The 25,412-nt window shown below is 59.1% G+C and carries 19 protein-coding genes and 1 pseudogene; 8 read left to right on the top strand and 12 right to left on the bottom strand.

Annotated elements, in window-relative coordinates; all coding sequences use genetic code 11:
- The 5 genes and pseudogenes from P792_RS39675 to P792_RS36605 form a co-directional block, all read right to left on the bottom strand.
- The coding region (locus tag P792_RS39675; RefSeq protein ID WP_031240856.1) for a UbiA family prenyltransferase at positions 1–715 on the bottom strand (715 nt) is incomplete at its 3' end.
- 35 nt (positions 716–750) lie between these two features.
- Entirely contained in the window at positions 751–1,719 is a 969-nt protein-coding gene (locus P792_RS28900) for an NAD(P)-dependent oxidoreductase (RefSeq protein ID WP_023978809.1), read from the bottom strand.
- 2 nt (positions 1,720–1,721) lie between these two features.
- The gene (locus P792_RS28895; RefSeq protein WP_023978808.1) at positions 1,722–2,096 is read right to left on the bottom strand and encodes an EamA family transporter; all 375 of its coding nucleotides are present in this window, start codon (positions 2,094–2,096) and stop codon (positions 1,722–1,724) included.
- Positions 2,097–2,161: 65 nt separating this feature from the next.
- Positions 2,162–3,103 (bottom strand): hypothetical protein, encoded by a 942-nt coding sequence (locus P792_RS38000; RefSeq protein ID WP_200863474.1) that lies wholly within the window; start codon positions 3,101–3,103, stop codon positions 2,162–2,164.
- A 947-nt stretch (positions 3,104–4,050) separates the two neighbouring features.
- Positions 4,051–4,773: pseudogene (locus P792_RS36605) on the bottom strand (IS5 family transposase).
- Between the two features lie 98 nt (positions 4,774–4,871).
- Here P792_RS36605 and tsaE point away from each other — a divergent pair.
- From tsaE to addA, 3 genes are read left to right on the top strand one after another with little or no spacing between them, the layout of a single operon-like run.
- On the top strand, positions 4,872–5,306 hold the full coding sequence (gene tsaE / locus P792_RS28875; protein ID WP_023978804.1) for a tRNA (adenosine(37)-N6)-threonylcarbamoyltransferase complex ATPase subunit type 1 TsaE: 435 nt from the start codon (positions 4,872–4,874) through the stop codon (positions 5,304–5,306).
- A complete protein-coding gene (gene addB / locus P792_RS28870) occupies positions 5,303–8,284 on the top strand; it encodes a double-strand break repair protein AddB (protein WP_031240854.1) in 2,982 nt (993 codons plus the stop codon). Before tsaE ends, addB begins: the two co-directional genes overlap by 4 nt.
- Entirely contained in the window at positions 8,281–11,832 is a 3,552-nt protein-coding gene (addA, locus tag P792_RS28865) for a double-strand break repair helicase AddA (RefSeq protein WP_023978802.1), read from the top strand. The genes addB and addA overlap by 4 nt, the downstream gene beginning before the upstream one ends.
- Positions 11,833–11,913: 81 nt before the next feature.
- On the opposite strand, the gene P792_RS0119100 is transcribed toward addA, so the two are convergent.
- Both P792_RS0119100 and P792_RS28860 read right to left on the bottom strand, forming a co-directional pair.
- Positions 11,914–12,189: a hypothetical protein gene (locus P792_RS0119100; protein WP_023978801.1), complete on the bottom strand. Its 276-nt coding sequence runs from the start codon at positions 12,187–12,189 to the stop codon at positions 11,914–11,916.
- Positions 12,186–13,124, bottom strand: coding sequence for a VOC family protein (locus tag P792_RS28860; protein WP_023978800.1), 939 nt, complete (start codon positions 13,122–13,124; stop codon positions 12,186–12,188). Before P792_RS28860 ends, P792_RS0119100 begins: the two co-directional genes overlap by 4 nt.
- Positions 13,125–13,297: 173 nt before the next feature.
- On the opposite strand from P792_RS28860, the gene trxA reads away from it, so the two are divergent.
- Positions 13,298–13,624, top strand: a complete 327-nt coding sequence (trxA, locus tag P792_RS28855; RefSeq protein WP_031240847.1) for a thioredoxin TrxA — start codon at positions 13,298–13,300, stop codon at positions 13,622–13,624.
- Positions 13,625–13,720: 96 nt separating this feature from the next.
- On the opposite strand, the gene hpnK is transcribed toward trxA, so the two are convergent.
- From hpnK to P792_RS28835, 4 genes are all read right to left on the bottom strand, one after another.
- Entirely contained in the window at positions 13,721–14,578 is an 858-nt protein-coding gene (gene hpnK, locus P792_RS28850) for a hopanoid biosynthesis-associated protein HpnK (RefSeq protein ID WP_023978798.1), read from the bottom strand.
- Positions 14,579–14,601: 23 nt separating this feature from the next.
- Positions 14,602–16,026: a hopanoid biosynthesis associated radical SAM protein HpnJ gene (gene hpnJ, locus P792_RS28845; RefSeq protein WP_023978797.1), complete on the bottom strand. Its 1,425-nt coding sequence runs from the start codon at positions 16,024–16,026 to the stop codon at positions 14,602–14,604.
- Positions 16,027–16,135: 109 nt separating this feature from the next.
- Positions 16,136–17,341 (bottom strand): bacteriohopanetetrol glucosamine biosynthesis glycosyltransferase HpnI, encoded by a 1,206-nt coding sequence (gene hpnI, locus P792_RS28840; protein WP_023978796.1) that lies wholly within the window; start codon positions 17,339–17,341, stop codon positions 16,136–16,138.
- Between the two features lie 54 nt (positions 17,342–17,395).
- Complete coding sequence (locus tag P792_RS28835; RefSeq protein ID WP_023978795.1) at positions 17,396–18,094, bottom strand: ABC transporter substrate-binding protein; 699 nt, start codon at positions 18,092–18,094, stop codon at positions 17,396–17,398.
- Between the two features lie 541 nt (positions 18,095–18,635).
- On the opposite strand from P792_RS28835, the gene hpnH reads away from it, so the two are divergent.
- From hpnH to P792_RS28815, 4 genes are all read left to right on the top strand, one after another.
- Positions 18,636–19,823, top strand: a complete 1,188-nt coding sequence (gene hpnH / locus P792_RS28830) for an adenosyl-hopene transferase HpnH (protein ID WP_023978794.1) — start codon at positions 18,636–18,638, stop codon at positions 19,821–19,823.
- A gap of 144 nt (positions 19,824–19,967) precedes the next feature.
- Positions 19,968–21,260 (top strand): hemolysin family protein, encoded by a 1,293-nt coding sequence (locus P792_RS28825; RefSeq protein WP_023978793.1) that lies wholly within the window; start codon positions 19,968–19,970, stop codon positions 21,258–21,260.
- A 45-nt stretch (positions 21,261–21,305) separates the two neighbouring features.
- Positions 21,306–22,607, top strand: a complete 1,302-nt coding sequence (locus P792_RS28820) for a hypothetical protein (protein ID WP_023978792.1) — start codon at positions 21,306–21,308, stop codon at positions 22,605–22,607.
- Entirely contained in the window at positions 22,604–23,227 is a 624-nt protein-coding gene (locus tag P792_RS28815) for an ATP-binding cassette domain-containing protein (RefSeq protein ID WP_081866720.1), read from the top strand. The genes P792_RS28820 and P792_RS28815 overlap by 4 nt, the downstream gene beginning before the upstream one ends.
- A 103-nt stretch (positions 23,228–23,330) precedes the next feature.
- Here P792_RS28815 and P792_RS28810 read toward each other — a convergent pair whose 3' ends face one another.
- The gene (locus P792_RS28810; RefSeq protein WP_023978790.1) at positions 23,331–25,337 is read right to left on the bottom strand and encodes a transglycosylase SLT domain-containing protein; all 2,007 of its coding nucleotides are present in this window, start codon (positions 25,335–25,337) and stop codon (positions 23,331–23,333) included.
- Positions 25,338–25,412: the final 75 nt, after the last annotated feature.

Raw genomic sequence — 25,412 nt, 5'->3', positions numbered from 1 at the left:
AATTGCTAGTATGATGCTTTGTTATGGTTTCCTGAGATACTGTGTATAGACTATAGGATATTATAGTGCATGCTGCGCTAATTGCCATAAATTGTTCAATCATGGCAGGTGAGTAATCGTCCAGCACCTTACGGGACAACAACTTAGTACGATCTGGATGATCATTTATACTCATAAGCTCGGCCTGCCTCTTGGAAAAGCCTAGAAACAAAGTGAGCATTAGGCCGCACAAGACCAGCCAAGATGAAGTGGTGATCCCTAGACCCATTGTACCCGCTAGTATTCGCAACATAAACCCAAACGAAATTATGAACACGTCGATAACTGGTACATGCTTCCACTTTAAAGAATAAAATATATTGATCGTGGCATACGCAATAATAAATGATAATGCCCAATAGCTTACCGTGTAGGAGATGAGCACGCTGGTCGAGAATAGGATAAAGACAAACCTGTATGCAAAAGTGATTGAGATGCGTTTCGCGGCAATTGGCCTCTGGCGTTTCGTTGGATGCAGTCGGTCTGAATTGACGTCGAATATATCATTCAGCCAATACACAGCACTTGCCATTGCGCTGAACGAAACAAAGACAAGTAGAGTTTGCCATAATATCCTTAGATCCCATTTGGCATAGAACATTGGTCCTATCAGGACGAAGGAGTTCTTAAGATACTGATGCGGTCTGCATTCGTATACTATATCTTTGAGACGCAAATTTATACCCTCATACAGCTGGTCGATTTCGACATTCAGCGCCTAGTGGTGATGAACGCGTCGTACGCAGCATTCATCATGCTTACGTCGTCGAGGGAAGGGGACCAGCCGAGTTGTTCAACTGTACCGGAGGTCTCAAGCATGATGTCGGCATCCGCGATCATGAACTGCTCCGGATACAAAAGGGTGGCACCGATACGGTCCATCGCAGATAGAACGGCCTTTATAGCGGGTGCGGGTATAGGCAAGAGTCTGGAACGCGATTTAGCGTGCGCTATAATACCTGTTAGAAGGTCATAAGTGGTCGGCGGAGACTTTGACCCAAGATTGAATGGGCCGGGTGGACATCCTTTTCTCACCGCGAGCATCGCAGCGCGCGCACAGTCATCCACACCGACCATCTGATACCGATTGGATCCATCCCCAATCATGGGTACAGGAAGACCTCTATAGATCAGACCGAAAAGTTTTCCGAGAATTCCAAGGCGTCCAGAGCCCGTTATCAGCCGTGGTCGAAAGATGGTCGCGTTAATTCCTTCGGCGTTCATCAGAATCTTTTCAGCCAACAGCTTACTTCTACCGTAGGGACCAAGGGGTTTCTGCTCGCAATCCGGGGGAATAGGGCAAATCCCAGGATTGCCATAAGTCATGTCAGTCGAGAAAAAAACGAGCTTCTTCGAGCCAGCCTTTTGCATGGCATCAACGATAATTTGGGTACCATTGACGTTAACCTCTGAGAACCACTCGTCTCGGTTACGTTTAGGAACGTCGTTCGCAAATTGCCTCGCTGCGAGGTGATAGATGACATCCCCTGCGGCGAGATTGAGGCGTTCCACGTCATCCCGGTTTCGAATATCTCCTGTGACTGTTTGGATTCTTTCCCTGAAGATACCATCCGCCACGGGCTTTTGGTCGAAATGAACAACGGTATTTCCGGTTTTAAGAAGCAATCTTGTCAAGACTTTCCCGGTAAAACCAGATCCACCGGTGATGATATGTCTCATGATTATGCGCTCCTTGAGATCACGACAATACCGATACATATGATACCAATGCCGATAAGGCGGGTCGTGTTCACATGCTCTCCTAGAAAGAAATAACCAATAGCAGCTGTAATGAGGTAGCCAATAGACAGCAAGGGATATGCGGCGCTTACTTCGGCCTTGCTTAGAACGATCATCCATGCTCCAATACTTACTGCATAGCAAAGCATACCGCCTAAAAACCAAAAATTCCCGATGAGATTAGTTAGGAAGGAAAATGCCGTGATCAATGATGATGGCAACGCGCCTAACGTTAACATCGTTTTTCTTAGTGCAATCTGTGCCACAGCATTCAGTGTAACACTGAAGATAGCCATACAAAAAAGAGAAGCGTTCATCGCCGTGATTTGTCCTGATATATTGAAAGTGTATTTTCGATCGTGGCTTGGTCATCAGTGTTAGTTTATTTAAAGTCGGTATGAATGGCCTTTCCCATATCGATTATCAACGTATCTACTGATGATGGGGCTTGAGAAAGTGGTCCCACTTTGAAGTTCGTAAGGCCCGCCGGGATGGGATGTCGCTTTGCGCGCAGTACTGACCAAACCATACCGGCTGGCGCCCACGGTTGACCTGAAGACGGCAGACCAAATTCGTCATGAAGCATGGGAGTAACGAGAGCATCTTCCCACTTCGCAGGAACGAAATATATTGAGCGAGCAGAAAGTATTGTGCCAGAAGCGGTCTTGTAGTCCGTGAGATATTTCTCTATGAGGGCCAATTCTTTAACCTGAGGTTTGACTATCAGCTCTTGAACGTTTCTGTGTGCTAGGAATGCTAGATAGACCACGGCTAGAACCATCAATTTTTCTGACTGGATCTCAAATCTCCTCCCTCGTGTCAGACGACAAATCGAGAGAAATATGTATAGCGCCATCAACGTGCAGAGAGCCACTTGAGACCGATAGCTTGGCCAGTTCTCGGCTACGATCAAATTGGGCGTGTATGAGAGGGGAACAAGCGCAATATATAGGGGGATCGCAAGGGGATGTTTATAGTATTTCGAGACAATACCGATTACGATCAGAGCGATAAACGCCATAGGGATCAGTGGATTGTCGCCGACTGATGAAAGACGTAGTGCGTTGGGTAGTACTTCGCTTAGGAACCATGTTAGTTTACCGTATATATCGTGCGTAATAGCCGAACGCTCAAAAGAAGGTACATTCGAAAACAATATCCTAGGGAGGGCTTTGCTCGCGAGAAAATCCGTAACTAAGGCTAAAGCCATTACGCAAAATGATTTAGCAAAAAACTTGTACATATCTGATGTGTTGTGCGCACCCCACATCGTTATTGCAGCGAAAGCCCAGAACATCATCCCCGACGGTTGATAAACCATCATGGACATGCTCAACATGCAATAAGAGAAAATCGAATCTATGCGTGGATTTCGACCATTTCGCGCGAGAGCCATCGAGCTTAGGCCGGAGAGGCATGCGGCCCACGAAAACGGAGCATCAATGGTCCACGCGGAGTAGACCTGAAATGCTGGGTTTAGTACGCAGATAATAGCTCCCGTTAAGGCGAGAGTATTTGATATTTCAAGTGTAGTTTTTAGATGTCTATAGATAAGCGAAGCGAGTGCAGATATACCTATGATAGAAAATAATCTAATCCATCCATAGTCGGACAAATTAGTCATGAAAACGAAGATGTAATTAAATGGAGCATAGAGGGGTCTACCTCCTTGCACGAGCATTGTGCTAGTGGCAGTAAGATCATGTACTGCGGCATCAAACAAGACAGAATAATCATCGGAAAAGGCGTAGTCTGATGTAACTACCGATCCATATACCAATAGGAGAATCATCAAGAAAATCAATATCATGCCATATCTCCCAAATGGGAGTAGCAATTTTTCCATTCTGCTCATGCTTATTCTTTCATCGAAGTGCAGTTCTTATCGTGGCCCTCGATTCTACGTGACAGGTGCCTAGGCTGATCGACCAATTTGCTGAGATTGTCTGGCCGCGTCAATCTCACCGGCGGGATCGATTGTGTCGACGGAAATCAATGTCCGAACCTAACAGAAGCTGTTTGGCTTATCCAGTCTCTGCCGATTGGCGTCAAAATCTAATGCCAGGATGCTCGCGGATGAAGCTGAATTTTAAAAAGCAAGGGGATAGATTTAAAGTCTCGGTACGAGCACGTTCGTGTTCCTTCGAGTTCCGACATACTGTCGGCCATGCGGTTTAATCGTTAGATGCGCTATATTGTTCCAAGGTGTGCATGATCGCTGATCATAGTGGCCGATGTTCCGCCTACTTATCGTACTTCGTATCCTTAAATTCAGGATTCATACCAGAATATGACGGTTGCGGCGAGGCAGACGGCCGAAAAGAACCCGGTTGGGCATCTGTCGTAGCGCGTGGCGACGCGGTGCCAGTATTTGCGTTTGTTGTAACTCATGGGCGTCGTGCGGGATCTCAGCCCTGGAATGCAGGGTCTGACCCCTTTTTCCTCTAGTCCGTCTTTGAACCAGTCGGTGTCGTAGCTGCGATCGGCCAGAAGCCATTCCGCTGCAGGGAGACTGTCCAGCAAGGCCGCGGCGCCTGTGTAGTCGCTGATTGGGCCTGCCGTCATGAAGAAGCTGAGCAGCTGGCCATTCCTGTCGGTAACCGCGTGCAATTTTGTGTTCATGCCACCTTTTGTAAGCCCGATCAGGCGGCTCGCATCCCCTTTTTAACCCGCAGGCTGGAGGCCGTGCGGTGCGCCTTCAGATAGGTCGCATCGATCATGATCGTCTGACCTGCCAGCAACCAAGCCGTTCATCATGCGGGCGAAAACCCCGGCAGCACTCCAGCGCTTCCAGCGATTGTAGAGCGTTTTGGGTGGCCCATATTCCCGAGGTGCATTCCGCCAGCGCAGTCCGTTGCGGTTTACGAAGATGATCCCGCTCAACACGCGTCGATCATCAACGCGTGGCCTGCCCTGGCTCTTTGGAAAAAACAACTTCAAACGGGTCATCTGCTCGTCTGTCAGTTTGTATAGGTCGCTATCCTGAGGCCTTATAGTTATAGATTGTTGTGATACAAAGCGATGCGGGTTGGGCGTGTTTCGACCTCTCACAGCCTCTACTCATTCCCTCAGCGCAGTTCTAGATTACGCCCATGATCGAACTCGACCTCTCTGACCAGTCTGCCACCGAAGCTCTTGCCATCCGTCTGGCAAAGTTGTCGCGGCCGGGGGATGTGATCGCGCTTCATGGTGAGATGGGTATGGGCAAGAGCGTCTTTGCCCGAGCGTTCTTGCGTGCGCTGGCGGATGATCCTTCGCTCGAGGTACCGAGCCCCACATTCTCTCTGGTGCAGATTTATGAACTGCCCAAGGCCACCGTGGCGCATTTCGACCTCTGGCGGCTGGACGGACCTGATGCCCTGTTCGAACTGGGATGGGACGAGGTTCAGGAAGGAATCATGCTGGTGGAGTGGCCCGAGCGCGCGGGTGACGAGCTTCCTTCGCATGCCTTGCACCTGACCCTTTTGCCGGGGCCGGGAGAAACGGAGAGGCTGGCGCGGGTCACGGGGTGGGACGACCGGCTGTGACACTGGCGACGATTCCACCTGATCGCTCCTTTCTCGACGATGTGGCGCGTCGCTGGCTGGCCGGACCGGCGCGGCAGGAGGCCGATAATGCGCTTATTCTCGTGCCGAGCCGACGCGCCGCCCGTAATCTCACCGAGGCGTTTTTGCGCTCTCTGGATGGCAAGGCAGCACTACTACCCCGCATCGTGCCGGTTGGTGATGTGAACGAGGAGGATCTGGCGCTTTCGGGAGCCGAGGCGTTCTCCTTCCCGCCTGCGGTGGACAAGCTGCGCCGCCTGTCGGTTCTGGCAGCGCTGGTGCTTCAGGCTAAAGGCGTATTCAGCGCTGACCTGACGCTCGAGCAGGCCTGGCCGCTGGCTTCTGCCCTTGCAGAGCTGATGGATGATGCCGAGCGCGTTGGTGTCGATCTGCGCGAGCGTCTGCCCGATGCCGCCGAGCCACGCTTTGCCGATCACTGGCATAAAACGCTGCAGTTTCTGCACATCGTCACCGAGGCCTGGCCGCAATGGTTGCAGGAAACCGGGTTGATGAACCCTGTCGCACGACAGGTGGCGGTCCTGCAGGCGCAGGCGGCGCGCTGGCGCGATGCCCCGCCTCAGGGGCCGCTCTGGGCTGTCGGATTCACCGATGGCATGTTTGCCGTCTGTGCCATCCTGCGTGCGGTGCTCGATGCGCCCCAGGGCTGTGTCATTCTGCCCGGTGTGGATCTCGATCTGCCGGAAACGCTGTGGGACACATTGCCGGAGAGCCATCCGCAATCCGGATTCCGACGTCTCGTCAGCGATCTGGGTGTTTCCCGTGAAACCATCGCGCTCTGGGATGACCTCCCGCCCAATGCGGACAAGGCCGCCGCACAGGCCCTTCAGGCGCGTGCCGCCCTGACCAGCCTGTTCATGCGCCCGATGGAAGGCCTTTCGGCCTGGGGAGAAAGCACGACCCCCCTGCCACTGGCCGGCATCACGCGTGTCGATGCTGATGACCAGCAGCAGGAGGCCGCCAGTCTCGCCATGATCCTGCGTCATGCGGTCGAGACTCCCGGTCGGACGGCTTCACTGGTAACGCCTGACCGCGCTCTGGCGCGCCGCGTGGCAACGGAACTGCTGCGTTACGGTATTGTCGCGGATGACAGCGCAGGTGAGGCGCTGGCACTCACGCCCACTTCCATCCTGCTGCGGCTTGTGGCTGAAGCGGCTGTCGCCAATCTGGCCCCCGTTGCCCTGCTGGCGCTGCTCAAGCATCCGCTTGTCGCGTTGGGCAGCACACCGGGCAATTGTCGTGCCACGGCGCGTCGCCTCGAGCGACTGGTGTTGCGCGGTCCTGCGCCACCACCCGGCATGGCCGGACTGCGCCTTGCGCTGCAAAAGCAGGACCAGAGCGCGGCAGAGACGGCAGACAGCCCCGATCAGGTCGAGCCACTATCGGATTTTCTGGAACGGCTTTCGGAAGCGATGTCGCCCCTTCTGGAATGTGGGGATCTTCCCTTGCCGGATCTGCTCACCTTGCTCGTTCGTGCGGCAGAGGCGCTCGCCACGACACAGGATCAGCCGGGTGAAGAGCGCCTCTGGCTTGGGGCAGAGGGCCACGCCCTGTCGCGCCATGTCGCCAGCCTGATGACTCATGGTGCCGTTCTGCCGCCGCAGGGTCTGGCGGGCATGCCTGCCTTCCTGCTCGCCTCGATGGCGGGGCAGATGGTGTTTGGCCAGCGTGTGTTGCAGGGGCGCGATGGCGAAGCCCTTCACCCCCGGGTCTCGATACTGGGTGTGCTTGAGGCCCGGTTGCAATTTGCCAATCTTGTCATTCTGGGTGGGCTCAATGAGGGGATATGGCCGCCTGCCACCGATCCCGGCCCGTGGCTCAGCCGCCCGATGCGCACGCGCGCAGGCCTGCCTTCGCCAGAACGACTGGTGGGCACGGCCGCGCATGATTTCACCACAGCGTTCCTGTCGGGTGAGGAAATTGTCCTGTCGAGCGCATCGCGACGCGACGGGGCACCTGCCGTTCCGGCACGTTGGCTTGTGCGTCTCGATGCCCTGCTTGAAGGACGCGTGCAAAACCTGCCCAGCCATCCGGCCCTTTTCTGGCAGGCCCGTCTGGACCAGCCACAAGGGGCAGCCCGTCCGGTGCCGCCGCCTGAACCGCGCCCGCCTGTGGCCCGCAGGCCAAGGCGGCTTTCGGTAACGGAAATCGATCTGTGGTTGCGCGACCCTTACGCCATCTATGCCCGTCATGTGCTGGGCCTGAGAGCCCTGCCTGCTCTGGAAGAGGCAGCGGACCGCTCGGATATCGGTGTGGTGGTGCATGACGGTATCGATGCCTGGCTGGCCGCAGGGCAAAACGGGGGCGGGGCGCTTCATGCAGCGTTGCTCAAGGCGATGGAGGGGCGAGACCTTCGGCCAGCTCTTGCAGCCTGGTGGCGCCCGCGCCTGATGCGTATTGCCGATTGGGTTTGCGAGCGTGAGGCCGGGCGAGAGAAACCGGCCCGGATCAGTACGGAGCAGAAAGGCACCCTGACCCTGACGCCGCCCTATGCACCCTTCAAACTCAATGCACGCGCGGACCGGATCGAGATCGGATCTGACGGGCGGGCGACCATCATCGATTACAAGACAGGCAGCCTGCCAAAGGTGAGCGATGTGGAAGCCGGGTGGAGCTCGCAACTTGTGCTGGAAGCCGCCATGCTGCGCCTTGGTGGTTTTGCCGGCCTGCCGCCCGCCGAGACAGCCTCTCTGCTTTACTGGCGGCTGACCGGCGACCGGAACCGCGGTGAGGAGCTCTCGGTACCGCGCAAACCGGAGGATCTCGCCGATCTGGTCGAGACATCCCTCGACAGGTTGCGCCGACGTATCGAGGCTTTCGATAACCCGGCAACAGCGTATCGCTCACACCCGCACCCGGATTATGTGCCGCGCTACAGCGATTACGCCCATTTGGCGCGTGTGTCGGAATGGAGTGCGGCGCGCGAGGAGGGCGGAGAATGAGCCAGATCCCGGCAAGTAACGCCCTGGCGCATAATACTCCACCAGGCAATGCCCAGATTATTGCATCGGCCAATGACATCCAGCGTCTGGCGTCCGACCCGCTGGCTTCGGTTTTTGTCTCGGCCTCGGCAGGCAGTGGCAAGACGAAGCTGCTGATCGACCGCCTGTTGCGGCTCATGCTGCCTGTTCTGGTACCCGACCCGCAAACAGGCTCCCCCGTGCTTCTGCCCGGCTGTGACCCTGCCCGCATTCAGTGTCTAACTTTCACGCGGGCGGCGGCCGCCGAAATGGCCAATCGGCTGCAGTCCCGCCTCGGGCGCTGGGTGTCGCTACCCGATGCGGCACTCGATGGTGAATTGCATGCGCTGAGCGTACCCGTCTCCCCTGAGACGCGTCAGGCGGCACGCGCGCTTTTCGTGCGGGTGCTTGATCTGCCCGGCGGCATGAAGATCGGCACAATCCACGCTTTCTGTCAGTCATTGCTGCGTCGTTTCCCGCTTGAAGCTGCGATCAACCCGCATTTCACCCTGATGGAAGAGACGGATTCCGGTCTCGCTCTGGCCAATGCCATCGAGCAGACGCTCTCACGCGCCGCCCGTGACCCCGTTATGGAAGAAAGGCTCTCCCTGCTGGCCGGGCAGGTCGGGCTTGAAGACTATCTCGATCGTATCAGGGCGCTTCAGGGGCGTGCGGCGCGGCTGCGTCAGAGTTTTGCCCGATGGCAGATCGAGCCGGGGCGCATCGAGCGGGCCTATCGGCGCGCTTTTGATGCTGGTGAGGAAAGTCTTGACGACCTTCTGGCCCAGCGCACGGTTTCGCCTGACGAGGCGACGCTGCGGCGTTGCGCCCAGGAGGCTCTCCCCCTCGGTACACCGACCATGCAGGCTATGCTGGGCCGGATGCTGGATGCCCTGTCCCGCACACCGCAGGAACGGGATGCAGAGGACTGGTATGCGGTTTTCGTCACCGGTACCGGTACCCCCCGTGCCGCTAAGGGCTTCGTGCCCGCCGCCATCAACCGGGATCGCCCCCATATCATGGAGGCGTTTACCCGCGAGGCCGAGCGGCAGATTGCGCTGGGGCGCCGCATTGCTGTCCAGCGTCTGATCGCGCTCAATCTGGCCCTCTTTGCGCTAGCGGCCCCCACGCTCGAACGCTACGCACAGGACAAGACGCTCCGTGGGCTGGTCGATTATGACGATCTGATTGCCAGCACCCGCGATCTGCTGCGCGACCCGGGCGCATCATGGGTGCTCTACAAGCTCGATGGCGGACTTGACCACCTGCTGCTGGACGAAGTGCAGGATACGTCTGCCGCGCAATGGGAAATTGCCACAGCCCTGATCGAGGAATTCTTCGTGGGTGAAAGCGCCCGCGACATGGAAGGGCGGCCCCGAACGGTTTTTGCCGTGGGTGACTTCAAGCAGTCCATCTATGCCTTCCAGGGGGCCGATCCACAGGGATTGTTCCGTGCGCGCGACCGCTTTCGTGACATGGTCATCGGTGCCGCGCAGGAATGGCGTACGCCCGAAATCGGGGTCTCGTTTCGCTCGGTTGCCCCGGTTCTCGATCTGGTCGATGCCGTCTTTACCAACCCACTCGCCGCAGACGGATTGCGCGAGCCGGGGCGCGATACCCTGCCGCCCCATCGCTCTGCCCGCCCCGGTCAGGGGGGGCGCGTCGAGCTGTGGCCGCTCGTGCCAAAAGATGAGAAGGACGGTATCGACGACCCCTGGGCCGCGCCGACAGGCAATGCGGGGCAAAGCCGCGCACCCCAGAAGCTGGCCGATCATCTTGCCCAGTGGATTGCTGCCCAGATTGGCAAACCACCCCAGCCCGGTCAGACACCGTTGCGGGCCGGTGAGGTGTTGGTTCTGGTGCCACGTCGCTCCTCCTTTCTGCGTGCCCTGATCCGTGCCCTCAAGGGGCAGGGGGTGGAGGTTGCCACACTTGTCGGGGTCGGGCTGACGGACTCGCTGGCGGTGCAGGATATGATGGCGCTCTGTCATGCTTTGCTTCTGCCTCAGGACAATCTCACCCTGGCTGCCGTGCTGACCTCCCCATTCGGGGGTGTCAGTGACCATTCGCTGATGGATCTGGCGATGGAGCGAGGTGAGATACCGCTCTGGACAGCCCTGCGGGAGCGCCATCGTGAACGTCCGGAATGGCAGAGCGCCTGGGAGCGTCTGTCAGCGCTACAGACCCGAATCGATTTTGCCACGCCCTATCAGATTCTCGCCGATGCGCTGGGCCGTCATGAGGGGCGGGCAAGGGCTCTCGCCCGTCTTGGTCCTGAAGCCGCCGAACCGCTTGATGATCTGCTTTCCGCCGCCTTGCGCTTTGAGGCGCTGCACGCCCCGTCCATGCAGGGCTTTCTGCACTGGCTGGCGTCAAGCAGCCTGACCGTCAAGCGTGAAGCGGAGGCCGAGATCGATGCCGTACGCATTATGACGGTGCATGGCTCCAAGGGGTTGCAGGCCCGTCTGGTGGTGCTGCCTGATATGACCGGTGATGTGCAGGGTGAGAAAAAGCTGCTCTGGACACATCAGAACGGCCTTGATCTGCCAGTCTGGATGCCCGGCAAGGAGCTGGCATCTGATCTGGGTGACAGGCTCAAGGCTGAGGAGAAGGCCGCAGCCCAGGCCGAACGTAATCGACTGCTTTATGTGGCGCTGACACGCGCCAGTGACTGGCTGGTGGTGTGCGGTTGGGAGCCAAGGAAGAAGCCTGCGGAAACGTCATGGTATGCATTATGTGAGGCCGGGTTCCAGTCGCTCGCTGCCGTTCCCGCACCGTTTGAGGGCGGTTGGGAGGGGGAGACCCTGATCATTGAGGCGGCCCCTGCCGAACAGGCCCGTCAGGCCAAAGCGGTCTCACCGGTCGTGCCGGACGCCATGCCGGCCATTTTCGGTCAGGCACCGGAATGGCATGCTTTGGCTGCCCCCCAGGAATCACCTCTGACCCGCCCCCTGGCTCCGAGCCGCCCCGATAATGCGCAGTATGGCGCCGCGCCGCCCGCCCTTTCGCCCCTCAGGCTGGTGGCCGGGCGTGAAAACAGGCGGGCCCGTGCGATCGATCGCGGCACACTGGTTCATCGCCTGCTGCAGTGGTTGCCTGACAGGCCGGAAGCGGAATGGCGGGATCTGGCCCATGCCTGGCTCTCTCATCCGTCGCATGATCTGTTGCCTGACGATGTGACGCGTCTTGTCGGGCAGGTGCTGGCCATACTCACCGACAAGGCGCTTGCGCCGCTTTTCGGCCCGGGCAGTCTTTCGGAGCAGCCGGTTACCGGCGTGGCTTTCGGTCAGGTGGTGCTGGGGCAAGTGGATCGCCTCTGCGTGAGCGACAGTCAGATCATGCTGTGCGATTACAAGACGGGGCAGAACCCGCCTCGGCCCGGTCAGGCGATACCCGCCGCCTATCGACGGCAGATGGAAGCCTATGGCGCGGTGCTGAAGCAGATCTACCCCGATCATGAGCTCGTCATGGCGCTAGTATGGACCGAAGGCCCCACTATCAGCTTCATTCCCCCACACGCCTCATCATGAGGGGGCCGTCCGTGCTGAGGGGGGACAGGGGCTTGGGCAGCCTGATCCTCAGCACGGGAGGGTGATGGATTTCAGACCCGGTTAATGACGGCGCCAGTCATTACGGTGGTTGTCCCGACGATCCCGATTGTTGTCGTGACGGTTGTCGCGACGGTCATAATTGCGGCGATAGCCGGGTCCGCCCCAGCCACGGCCAGTATAATGCGGGCCGACCGAGTAGCCATTGTTCCAGCCCTGACGGTTCCAGCCGCCCGGATAGCCGTAATAATCGCCACCGTAATAATCATCGTAGCCGCAGCCGCTCAGGCCGAGGGTGCAAATGGCCAGAAGAGCAAAACAGGCAGAGCGTTTCTTCATTGGGGAGCTCCCATTTCCAGCATGTCTTTCTGGGCCTCGATGACGCCGAATACGGCACCGGACGGATCGGCCAGGATAGCGACGATGGCGCCATCCCGATCGACATGGGGCGGTACGATGACCTGCCCCCCTAGCGCAGTTGCCCGGTTGGCGGCATCCGCCGTGTCCTGAACCTGGACAAACTGTACCCACCGGGCACGGTCCTTCTGCGTCACACCATCGGGCAGGGTGTTGAGGCTCGCGCGTTCCTTGTCCTGTGAGGCGATGATGTAATGGCTCCCGTTATCGGCTTCAGGTGCTGCCATGACCTTGTAATTGAACAGAAGCTGGTAATATCCCGCCTCCTGTCCGGGGTTCGGGGCCAACAATGTGGCCCAGGACCAGCTGTTGAGCGCAGGGCTTCCGGGCTGGTCGGCGGGATCGCCCGCCAGGGCGCTGAGCGCTGCGTAAATGCCATGCTGCGGGTCGGAAACGATCACCGTCTGGCCAAGACCATCAATCTGGCGCGGCCCGAAAAGCACCTTGCCTCCCTGCTGCCGCGTCACACGTGCCACTGTCGCAGTATCGGAGGTCGAGATGAAAGGCATCCAGAATGGGGTATCGCGGTCAGGATGGCGCAGGGTGTGGGCCACCATCGTACCTATGGGCTGAGTACCTGACAGGATCTCGACCCGCGGCGTCTTGCCATCACCGACGGCACGGAAGCTCCAGCCAAAAAGCCGGGAGTAAAACACCTGTGCCTTGGTCAGATCAGGGGTCACCAGCATCGAGAAGACGATCTTGCCAGGCAGAATCCGGTGGGTCGCCGGGGCGCTGAGCGGGGCGAAGGGCTGGGTTGGTGCTGGCTGCGCCATGGCGGACGGGATAGCGGCAAGGACGCTGGTGCTGCAGAGCATCCCCACCCAGAGCTTTTGAAAAGCAGATTGTTTGGCCAAGAGAAAATCTCCAGTAACGTTATGACGTTATTGGATAAAACGTCTGCCGAAGGTTTGTGTTTCTCCAAATGCTGCGTCTGAGCCTTCACTAGCTCTTGAAGGCTGCGGCCGAACTGCTGATATGTCCCATTCAGGTGGGCCTGTAATGGCTCGCAGCTGTAATGGAGAACAAGATGAGCGAGAACACCGTTGCTGTCAGCGACAGCGGGTTTGACAAGGACGTGCTGCAGGCCGAAGGCCCCGTGCTGGTCGATTTCTGGGCAGAATGGTGCGGCCCCTGCAAGATGATCGCCCCTGCGCTCGACGAGATCGGTGGTGAGTACAAGGGCCGTCTGACGGTTGCCAAGATCAACATCGACGAGAACCCTGAGGCCCCGACGCGCTTTGGCGTTCGCAGCATCCCGACGCTCATGGTCTTCAAGAATGGTGAAGTTGTCGCCCAGAAGACCGGCGCCCTGCCCAAGAGCGCCCTGAAGGCCTGGGTGGATTCCGCCCTCTGAAACGTCCCGCCCTTTCCGGGGAGCCGAACCGGCTTTGTGGAAGGGGCGGTCGGTAAGGCGGGCACAGCAGCCCGTTCTGGCGCAGACGCGACCGGTTCAGGCCGCGTTGAGTGTCTGTCCTGACCAGTCACTCAGCCTGATATTGGCTGAGTGCACAGCCTGACGAAGCTCTGGGCTCACAAGGGCATCGAACTCGCCGCTCTGGTCGTAATCCGGCATGAGGCTGTGCAGCAGGTCATTCTGGCTCAGGGCCGGATGAAAATAGAGTTCTGACAGTCCCTCGGGCAGATGCGGGATCAGCCCCGCCACGCGCCCGGCGCGCATCTGTCCGCTCCATGCCAGTCCGAAGCAATGATCGTTGGTGGTCATTCCGGCGTGGGCAATCTGATGGCGCAAGACATTGCACCAGCGTCGCAGGGCCGCAGCACCCAGTGAATCGAAATATGTTTCTGCCGCTGCCAGTGGCGCCGGAGGCTCGCAGGGTGTCCGGACATGGCGAAGGCCGTAATGCTGCCCGGTCTCGATCAGAAGCCGCCCCACGGTCGGATGCAGATGCATGTGCTTGTGGGCATTGGCATGATCGAGGGTGAGCCCTGACGCCAGAAAAGCCCGAAACTGGGCCTCGATCTCGCGCGACAGCGCCCTGCGCGCGGCAGGACGGAAGAAATAGGAGACGCCAAGGCCGAGCTGACTCGTGCCGAAACGGTCATCAGGGGTGGCGATGGCCGGTATGGTGGCACCGGGCAGGGCGGTATCGCCCTCGATCACCACCAGATGCAGCCCGACCCGCAGATTGGGCAAGCGCCTGGCCCGGCGCACGGCATCCATACTGGCCGGGCCGGAAACCATGAGGCTGGCCGTCGAGAGCAACCCGTCACGATGGGCGATCTCGATGGCCTCGTTGACCTCTTCACTCAGGCCGAAATCATCGGCCGAGATAATCAGACGACGCATGGGAGTAAACGACGCCTGAGTGATCAGGCGGCGTTGCGGCCCTTGAGGAACTGGAAGAACTCCACGCCTTCACGGAGGCGACGCTTCATCATCTGCGGGCTGCGGACCATCTCGTTGACGATCGAGGCGATCTTCGGCGCGCGGAAGTAGAACTTGCGATAGAATTCCTCAACCGAGTTGAAGATCTCGGTGTGCGACAGATGCGGGTAGTGCAGCGGGGCAATCTGCACGCCATTCTCGTCGATCAGTTCGGCTTCAGCTTCGTTGAACCAGCCATTCTCGGTGGCCTGCTTGTGCAGTGCGGTGCCGGGATAGGGGGCTGCCAGCGAAACCTGCAGCGTGTGCGGGTTGATCTCGCGGGCGAACTGGATGGTTTCCTGAATGGTCTCCTTCGTCTCGCCAGGCAGGCCGACGATGAAGGTGCCGTGGATCTTGATGCCCAGCTTGTGGCAGTTCTTGGTGAACTCGCGCGCCACTTCAACGCGCATACCCTTCTTGATGTTGTGAAGGATCTGCTGGTTGCCGCTTTCATAGCCGACCAGAAGCAGGCGAAGCCCGTTTTCCTTCATGATCTTGAGCGTTTCATAGGGCACGTTCGCCTTGGCGTTGCACGACCAGGTGACGCCAAGCTTGCCCATTTCACGCGCAATGGCCTCTGCACGGGGCAGGTCATCGGTGAAGGTGTCGTCATCGAACATGAACTCCTTCACCTGCGGGAAATACTGCTTGGCAAGGCGGATTTCGGCAGCCACGTGCTCGGGGCTGCGCGTGCGGTAGCGATGGCCACCCACCGTCTGCGGCCACAGGCAGAAGGTGCAGCGCGATTTGCAGCCACGGCCCGTATAGATCGAGATGTACGGGTGCATCAGATACCCGATGAAGTAGTCCTCGATCTTCAGGTCGCGCTTGTAGACTTCCGTCACGAAGGGGAGGGAGTCCATGTCCTCGATCATGGCGCGGTCACGATTGGCGATGATCTCGCCATCCTTGTTGCGCCAGGTGATGCCGTCTACGTCCTTCAGGTCGCGGCCTTCGGCAATTTCCTTGATTGTGAAGTCGAACTCGTTGCGCGCTACGAAATCGATCGGGCTGCCCTTGGCCATCGACTCGTCCGGCTGCACGGCAACCTTGGCACCGACCATGCCGATCATCAGCTTGGGGTTGGCATCTTTAAGCATCTGCGCCACGCGGACGTCGGAAGCGAAAGACGGGGTTGAGGTGTGCATCACCACCAGGTCGCGATTCATCACGTCCTTGAGGATCGGCTCCATGCCCATACCGGCCGGGGGGGCATCGATCAGGCGCGAGCCCTCGACCATGGCAGCAGGCTGGGCCAGCCAGGTCGGGAACCAGAAGGAACGGATTTCGCGCTTGGCCTGATAGCGCGACCCGGCGCCGCCATCGAAACCATCAAAGGAGGGGGGCTGAAGGAACAGCGTGCGCATCATGATGAAGGCTTCCTCGGTAATAACGGTCGGGTCGTAAGATCCCGTGGGAGTGAAAAATCAGAATTGCCTGACGAATGCCCCTGCATATGGGGCGGAAACAGTAAAAAGTCTAATCGCCGGGTTCGACAGGTTGTACGGGTGGGGTCACGGGAACAGTGCGACGTATGTGAAGCGTCTGACCGCGCCATTCCACTTTTTGCCCCCGCGCACTGCCCACCATGATGCTAGCGGAGAGCCATTCACGCAGGGGGAAGAGGGCATAGACAGCCGGGCTTGATTGCCCCACCAGCCGATCAATAAAAAACGCTGTGGCGCTGCGGATCATCCAGACGGCCAGAAAAAACATTTCTGCCCACACCGTGGCCTGAAAACAGGCCAGCGTGACGCTTGCCCAGAACAGGGGAAGCTGGATGGCGGATAATCCATAGCCGACGGGCTCGACATTCTTGACCGTACGGCCCCAACGCAATTCATGATCGATCATGTCGCGTGCCGAGGCTTCGGCCACCGTTGTCCATGTCAGGCATGGAGCAAGCGCGATTTTCTGACCGTGAGCGCGGACAAGCTGGCCAAGAACGGCATCGTCAGCCACATGGTCTGCCAGTGCTTGCAGACCGCCAATGCGATCAAGCGTCGCCCGGGTAAAGGCCATGGTGGCGCCCAGGCAATCCTGTCGTCCCAGAAGGCGCGACATCATGACGCCCGGCATGAAATTATGGTTGATCTGACTGGCGGCAAATTGACGCACTACGCTGCGTGTTGCGGCCAGACCGGCATAGAGTGTGGTGACCAGCCCGATCTTTGGTGCCGAAAGGGTCTGAACGACATCGCGCAGATAACTGCGCTGAACATGAATGTCCGAGTCTGACACGACCAGAATGTCGTGTCTGGCTGCGGGAAACATGTTGATCAGATTGGCAATCTTGCGGTTGGCCCCATGCGTGGTGCCATCAATCACAAGGTCCAGATCAAGGTCAGGGTAATCCTGTTGAAGGCGACGCACGATGGCAATCGCAGGGTCATCACCGCGCTGAACGCCAAAGACGATCTGGTACTGGGCGTAATCCTGTTCGCAAAAGCTGCGCAGCGCTTCCTCAAGCAGCGGCTCGTCCCCGTGGAGGGGCTTGAGCACCGTCACTGGTGCCTGTGCACTTGAGTCGACAGGCGTTTGCTGAAGGATGTTGCGTTCGTTGCGACGAAAGGCCGCGAGCAGCCCGGCGCCGATAACGGATTGGGTGCAGCCTGCCAGGGCGAGACCGGCCGAGGCATAGCCCAGCACTGTGAGAGCGCCGGCCCAGTTCAGGGCGTGGGTCACGCGACACCTCTGCCCCTGACGGGACTTTTCATCTCGGGTGACCGGCAGCGCATCTTAGTTGTTCATGAACTTTGCGGTTTTGCGGTTCAGCAGAGTCACCAGGGCATCGGCACCGCCACGGGCAAGGGTCGAGCTGAAATCGGCACGCTGGGCCGCAACCTGGCTGATGTGACCATTCAGCAGGATATCGACAATGCGATAGCCGCCGCCTGAAGGCATCATGACATAGTTGATGGCTGTGGCCGTATCGGAGCCGTCACCAATGGTGGTGTTGACAAGGGTGCTGCCGCCGCTGGGCGCTGGGCGCGTGGTCGGGCTGACGGTGAACTTGGCGCTGCCACCCTTTTTGAAGCTCGACACATAGCGCGCGATGGTGAACTGACGAAAAGCAGCAAGAAGCTTCGTCTGCTCATCGGCCGAGAGGGTGATATAGCGCATGCCGATCGAGTTGTGCAGGACAGTCGACAGGTCGAAAACCCTATCGATAACGGGGGCCATGATCTGCGCCCGCGCCTCGTTGGAGCCGCTCGATGTGGTCTGGATCTGGCCGAGCACCGCATAAAGATCGTTGATTGGCGCGATGGCTGCCGATGATGGTGCCGCCGTCTGGGCAAGAGCAGGCGTGATCAGCGCAGCAGAGGCGACCGGTGCCGAGAGAAGGGCCAGAACACCGAGGGCCGCGTAACGGGACGCAGCTCCTTTTCGGCGCCCGGCGGAGGCGGCTTTGATCGTTATGCTGGAAAGCTGTGTCATGCTGCGTCCTCAAAATCTTTCCCGTACGACGGGCCCGTTCGGCGGGATCGACATATATCTGGATCCGTAGTCGGAAAACTGGGATGGCTCATATCAATTACAAGTCATCAGATGCCTGACCACGTGGGCATATGTCCGACATAATGTCGAAAAGTGCAATCTTCTCACTCTTCTCCAGTAACGATGGGTGGGAATGAGCGCATCGTTTGGTGTTGTGCAACTTGTTTCAGCTTAAAATTTGGTTAGTCATTACGCTTCGATGTCGCCAAAATGACACAGCCTGTGCAATGAAACGTCGCAGATGTTGAGATGCGACCACGGGACGGTGTATAGCCCACGTTTTATCATCCCGTTCGTCTCGTTTCGGGTCTTGTATCGGGTCTGGCACGCCTGTCATTATCCCGGTGTCTTTTTCTCGGATCCACAAGAACCGGCGGGTCTCAACGCCAACGGGTCTCAACGTATGACGTCTGAGTGGCAGGGTCATGGCGCTTTTCCGCGCTGCCAGAGCCTGTCACCTGGTGTAGGAGCATAGAGTTACATGGCCGTTCCATTGATGCAGGCCGTCCGTGTCGGGCGCTATGTGGTCAAGCAGCATCTTCTGGGTCGCAAGCGCTATCCGCTCGTTCTGATGCTCGAACCCCTGTTTCGCTGCAACCTTGCTTGCGCGGGCTGCGGCAAGATCGATTATCCGGCCCAGATCCTGAACCAGCGCCTTAGCCTGCAGGAATGTCTGGATGCCGACGCCGAAGCCGACGCCCCCGTCATCGCCATCGCCGGCGGTGAGCCTCTCCTGCACAAGGAGATGCCCGAGATCGTCAAGGGTCTGACGGCGCGCAAGAAATACGTCTATCTCTGCACGAACGGCCTTCTGCTTGAGAAGAAGCTCGATGATTACGAGCCGAACCCGTTCTTCTCGTGGGATATCCATCTCGATGGCGACAAGGCGATGCACGACTCGTCCGTCTGCCAGGAAGGCGTGTACGAGCGCGCGGTCGCAGCCATCCGCAAGGCGAAGGAGCGCGGCTTCCGCGTTTCGATCAACTGCACGCTGTTTGACGGTGCGCAGCCCGAGCGCGTGGCACGGTTCTTCGATGAGGTCATGGCGCTTGGCGTTGATGGCGTCATGACGGCACCGGGCTACGCCTATGAGCGTGCGCCCGATCAGGAGCACTTCCTGAATCGCCAGAAGACCAAGCAGCTCTTCCGTGACATCTTCCGTCTGGGCAAGGGCAAGAAGTGGCGCTTCACGCAGTCGCCGCTCTTCCTGAACTTCCTGGCTGGCAACGAGAACTATCACTGCACGCCCTGGGGCAAGCCCCTTCGTACCGTGTTTGGCTGGCAGCGTCCCTGCTACCTGCTGGGCGAAGGCTATGCCAAGACGTTCAAGGAATTGATGGACGATACGGCCTGGGAACAGTACGGCACCGGCGCTTACGAAAAATGCGCCGATTGCATGGTTCATTCAGGCTACGAGTCCACAGCCGTCATGGATGCGGTCAAGCGCCCCTGGCACATCGCGAAGGTTGCGCTGTTCGGCCCTGAGACCGAAAAGCCGATGGTCCCCGAGATCTCGCTCGAGAAGCAGCGCCCGGCGGAATACAAGTACGAGGCTCAGGTGGCCGAGCAGGTAACCCTGCTCGAATCCCGCAAGCCGGCCCGTGGCCCGCGTGTGCGCGTCCACAAGGCCGAGGAAAAGCCGGTCGAGGTTGCTGACGCCGCTGACTAACGGGCGTTGCGTCCGGACCGGTCTCTGCAGGGCAGGGCAACCATGCCCTGCATACTGGTCAAGACAGGCATGAGCGCCTTATCCTAAGGGGGCGGACATACGCTATGTATGTCCGCCTTTTCTTTTTTCTGAACGAAGGGCCCCATGCTCACCCCCATTCTGGTCATCTGTCTTCTCATTGCCCTGAACAGCATTTTCGCCATGGGTGAAATGGCGCTGATCTCGGCCAAGCGGCCGCGGCTTGCGGCGCTGGTCAAGCGTGGGGTGCGTGGCGCAGAGCGGGCGTTGCGTCTGGCTGATGAGCCCCATGCTTTTCTGCCCACCGTGCAGATCGGCATGACGCTCGTCTCGATTCTTGAAGGTGCCTTCGGCGGCAGCCAGATTGAAGAGGATCTGGCCCTGCTGATACGACGCAGCGACATGCTGCGGCCCTTCGCCAATGAATTGTCGATTGGCATTGTGGTGATGGCCATTACCTTCGCCATGCTCGTGTTTGGCGAACTCGTGCCCAAGCAACTGGCGCTTCAGCAGCCCGAAAAAATGGCGGCAAGACTTTCCTTCATCCTTTCTGCCCTGCTCACCATTTCACGTCCGATTGTGGCCCTGCTGAGCGGCACATCGAATCTCGTGCTGCGCGTATTCGGGGTGGGCGGCCTGACCCGTGCCGCCATTACCGAGGAAGAGTTGCGCGCCATTCTGGCAGAAGGTGCCCAGGCCGGAGTGCTGGAGACCGAAGAGCGCATCATGATCGAGCGCCTGCTTCGTCTGGCTGATCGTCCTGTGCGTGCCATCATGACCCCGCGTAACGAGTTGTTCTGGGTCGACCGGCACGCAAGCCGCGATGCACTGATCGTGAAGCTACGCCAGTCCACCTACACACGTATTCTCGTCTGCGAGGGCGATGTGGATCATCCTGTGGGTGTGGTGCTGGCCAAGGACCTGATGGATCGTCTGCTTCAGGGACTGCCGATTTCCATTGAAGCGGCCCTGCGCCAGCCCATCGTTGTACCCGATAGCCTCACGGCACAGGACATGATCGAGCGGATGCGTGGCGAGCGTCTCGGCATTGCCTTCGTGCTGGATGAATACGGCTCATTCGAGGGCATCGTGACACCGTCTGATATCTTCGAGGCGATCGTGGGCGATGAAAGCGCTGAGAAGAACAAGACCGAGCGTGAGAATCCGCAGCAGCGCGACGAATATGTGCTCGATGGTTTCATGCCTGCCGATGAGGTGCGCTCGGTGCTGGATCTGCCCGATCTGCCGGCTGCGGGCAGCTATCATACGTTGGCCGGGGCCATACTCGCTCTGCTGCGTCGCGTTCCCGCCAAGGGCGACAAGGTGGTTTTTGCGGGCTGGCTGTTCGAGGTGGTTGAAATGGAGCAGCGCCGGGTGACCAAGGTGCGCGCAAGCCGACAGGTCCTGGCTGAAAACTGAGGTTCAGTCTAGCGCTCTGGCCTCTGGATGGCGTGAGGGAAGAACGTGACGACAGAGCACGCGACACCGTCCTCTTCCCATTCGGCGAAATCCCTTCCGACGCGCATGGCTGTTGCCCCTTGCAGCCTTTCTGCCTTCTTCCGCCTGAGACTGCGTTACCTGCTGCATGCGGGCAAGACGCGTCTCATGCAGCGCTGGCTCGGGCTGCTTGTCATTGTTTTCCTTTCCCCGGCCCTGCCAATCGTCGCCCTATTGGTGCGGGCGGCGCATTTCTTGGTTTTGCTGTTCGCCACGCCGGGAGTTTTTCCGAAGGCAATCGGCCTGCATCTCGGGGCAATGGCTTTTGCGCAGATCAGCGCCCTGCTCTGGGTGGAGGGGCTGCGGCCGATCCTGCGTGGCGGACCCTTTCGCGGCTATCTGGACAGCCTGCCCATCACACTGAGCGAGCGTCTGGCGATTGCCGCAGGGCTTGCCTTCCTGCTCGATCTCCCCCTGCTGCTGCCCCTGCCGGTCGGCCTTGCGCTGATCGGTCTGAAGGCCTCGATGGTTGTTCTACTCTATATAATGAGAGGCCTGGTTTTTACGGGGCTGACCATCATGGTGCAGGCCGCTCGTATCGAAGCTGCGCCAGTTCTGGTGCTCTTCGTCCTAATGGCCGATGCGGCACTCGCGATGGTGTGTGGTATGGCGGCGTCTGGCGCCGCCCTGTCGATGCTCGCCTTGCCAGTTCTCATTGCCGGGGCAGGCCTGCGCCTGAGTGCGCGTCTGGGGGACTGGAACGGCGCCGCGCGGTACGCACGCCGGATCTCAACGTTTTCCCTCAAAGGGCTGAGCCGCCTGAACCCGATCCTGCGTCTACAGATACGGTGCTGTATCGAGCGCGGTAACACAACGCCCGGTGTGATGCTGATCGTCTGGGTCCTGCCGGTTGCCCTATGGGCGCTTCTGCATGGCTTTGATTACGATTCCCGCTCCATGCCCGTCGAGATCGTAGCCATGGGGCTCATCGCGCAAGGCAGTCTGGTGCCTTTCGCTGCGCTTGCCGAAGCGCATGAGCAGGCCTCGGGATTCTGTCTGGCCTTGCCTCTCCCGCGGTTCTTCTGGGTCAGAAGCGATATTGGCCTCGTAGTGGGTTTGTTTGTGATCCCGGGGCTGCTTTGTCTGCTGCCTCTCGTGCTGCATGGACTGATCTCGCTGCTGGGCGCGCTCCTCGTGCTCGCCTCCTATCTGCTCCTGATTTCGGCGTTGAGAGCGACCATCCAGATCGATCCACGCTGGCGGCCCATGCCTGCGCTCGCCCTTTCCGCGCTGTGGATTTCAGTCATCCTCTTTGGGGCTTTCGCATGACCGATAGACTGCTCTGCACCGACCTGGAGATGGCCTATAAGGGACGGCCCGTATTCTCTTCGGTGACCTTCGCACTGGGTGTGGGTCTGCATGGGCTCTGGGGCGGCAACGGCACGGGGAAATCAACCCTGCTTCGTGGTTTGTCCGGGGTCGCAAAACTGCAGAAGGGCCGGGTGATGATCGCGGGACATGACCTCGCTCGCCAGTCCGTCGCAGCCAAATCATGCCTTGCCTATGTCCCGGACGAAGGGGCGGTCTATCCGTTCATGACCGGGCGCGACCTCATGGCCCTGTGTGCCTGGGCACGCAAGGCGCCCGATGTCTCGCCGGATCTGATCGAGGGGTTCGGTCTCACGCCGCATCTCGACAAGCGCTATGACGCGCTGTCGCTCGGAACGCGGCGTAAGATGCTCATCGCTTCGGCTTTTATAGGCACACCGCAGCTATTATTGATGGATGAGCCGGGCAACGGGCTCGATGCAGCCTCACGCGATTATCTGATGATGCTGCTGGCAGAAACAGCGCGATCGGCCTGTATCCTGCTCTCGTCCCATGACAGCCTCTTTCTCGAGACGCTTGGGGCGCGGATCATCAGAATGGAAACGTTGGGAAAAGACTGAGGGCGACACCGTATTCCGGCATCGCCCTCATCATGAGCCGCTTGCCTGTCTGAGGCAGGCATCAAGTCGTGGAGGTCAGGCGACGCCTGACGACCTGAGACCTTCAGTGATAGGTCACTGGCCGCGCGCTGGCGATTTCCTGTTCCTCGGCGAAGGCTGGCCACTGGGCGTGGGCCAGAGCATGGAGCGACGGCGCGGGCAGGCCGAGCTTGTCGGCATAAATCCAAAGATAGGTAAAAGCGTGATGGACGTAGTCACGCGTCTCGCCGTTGGGGAGAAGCTCCATGAAGAGAAGTGGATCATGGGCCAGCTCTGCCTCGTGAGGCGTGCCGCTTTCCCAGCGCGCGATCGCACCCGGCCCGGCATTGTAGGAGGCAAGGGTGTGGATCAGATCGCCTCCCTTGGGTGCTGTGTCGGAACGCTCTGAAAGGCCAGCCAGATACTGAACGTAAAGCTGGCCGATTTCGAGATTGACCGCCGGGTTGTGCAGGCGACCGACCATATCGGCGGGGACGTTGATGATTGCGACGCCGTGGGAGTCGAGAGCAGGTTTGGGCCCGCTCACAAAGCTCGCCGTCAGGGGGCGGATCTGCATCAGGCCATGTGCGCCGGCACTCGATGACGCCTTCGGATCGAAATTCGATTCCAGACGCGTCAGGGCATAGACGAGCGCCGGGTCCATCTTGAAACCATGACGTGGCGAAAGCTGCGGGGTGGGGAACCCGGCCAGATGGGCCGGACGCCCGTCGCGTGAGCCAAGGATGGTGGCAATCTGCTCTGACAAGTCATGCAGGCCGGCCGCAGCGGCAACCAGCTGCACGGAATGACAGAGTGCGGTATCGGAAACGATGTCGGGCCACATACGGCGCAGCAGGGCTTCCGCACGGGCTGTTTCGCCAATCTGAAGCAGGGCGAACAAGCGCGGTCCCTGCGGCGTGGCGGCTACGGCATCGATATCGATTTCACCCATCACCGGGATCGGATTCTGGAGCGCGGTCTCATCTGACTGAAGCGCCGTGGCATTTCCTGCCGTGGCGTCCTCTGTGCTGGCAGCGATCTTGCCAGCATGATGCAGCCCAAGGGATTGTCTCGCCAGGATGCCATAGAATGTGCCGGGTTCAGCCGCCGCGCGCTGCAACCACGACGTTGCCAGAGTGGCAGGGCCCGGCAGATGACGATGCACACGAGCCGCCCAGTAGGCGCTGGCAGCGCGAATGTCGTTATTGGTCGTCCGAGCGCGTGAGGCCTGCTCGAAAAGCTGGGCCGCATCGCTCAGTTCGCCCTGACGCCAGGCGGCAAGGCCAGCCACGTAACCGGCATAGCCAAGCTGGCTTTCGCTCTGGGCAAACCCTTTTCGGGCCGTTTGCAGGGCAAACCCGGTTTCACCGGCACTCAACATGCCCAGAGCGACTTCTGCCTTGAGCTGCGCCGCATAGAGCGGCGTCATGCCTGGGGTGGAATCGATAAGTTTGACAGCGCTCTGACCGCCCTTGAGCCCCCACGAAACACGCTCGCTCACGGTACGGTCCAGCAGGGGATTACGGTTGAGAAGGTGAGAAAGCGGGTCTGTCGTCCCTGTCGTTGCGTTTGACGCGGTATCCGAAGGGGCAAGAGACGTTGGGAAATTCTGCAGGGTCACGCTGCCCTTGGGGCTAAGTGAGACCAGCAGGTTCTGTATGGCACCTGCATCGGCAAGGCTTGAAAAGGTCTTGAGCCACAGGCGCAGTTGTACCGGCTGTGGGTGATAGGCTGGGTTGAGATAGCGCTCCGCCAGAAGGTCACCCATCAGGATGCCATCATGGGCAGCACGGGAACGGGCAATGGCGGTCTCGAAATCACCGGCACGCTGGGCGCGGAACGCCTCTTTCAGCAGCGCGGCATCTGACGCGGTAAGGGGATGGGGAAGACCATTCGAACCCCCAGGCGTGTAGGATCGCGGCGTAGCAAACGCCGTTTCCTCGCTCTGGGCATTGTCATGATCGGCAGGGTTAAGCGTCGGTTTGCTTTCCTGGGCACGAAGCGGGTTGAACGTCGCTCCCGCCACAAGCATCGCGCACAGCATGAAAGCACGGGCGCTATTACTCGACGCGAAATAAGAAATTCCTCGCATGGTGGGGATGCTCGTAGCCCCTCTTGCATGTCAAAGCAAGAGTGGCCGAAAGGTCACACCAAAGGAGTTCGCTAT

This window comes from Asaia sp. SF2.1 (genome assembly GCF_000505765.1).
Classification (GTDB): Bacteria; Pseudomonadota; Alphaproteobacteria; order Acetobacterales; family Acetobacteraceae; genus Asaia; species Asaia bogorensis.
Note: the sequence above shows the minus strand (reverse complement) of the source record. Positions and strands in the feature narration are given on the sequence as shown.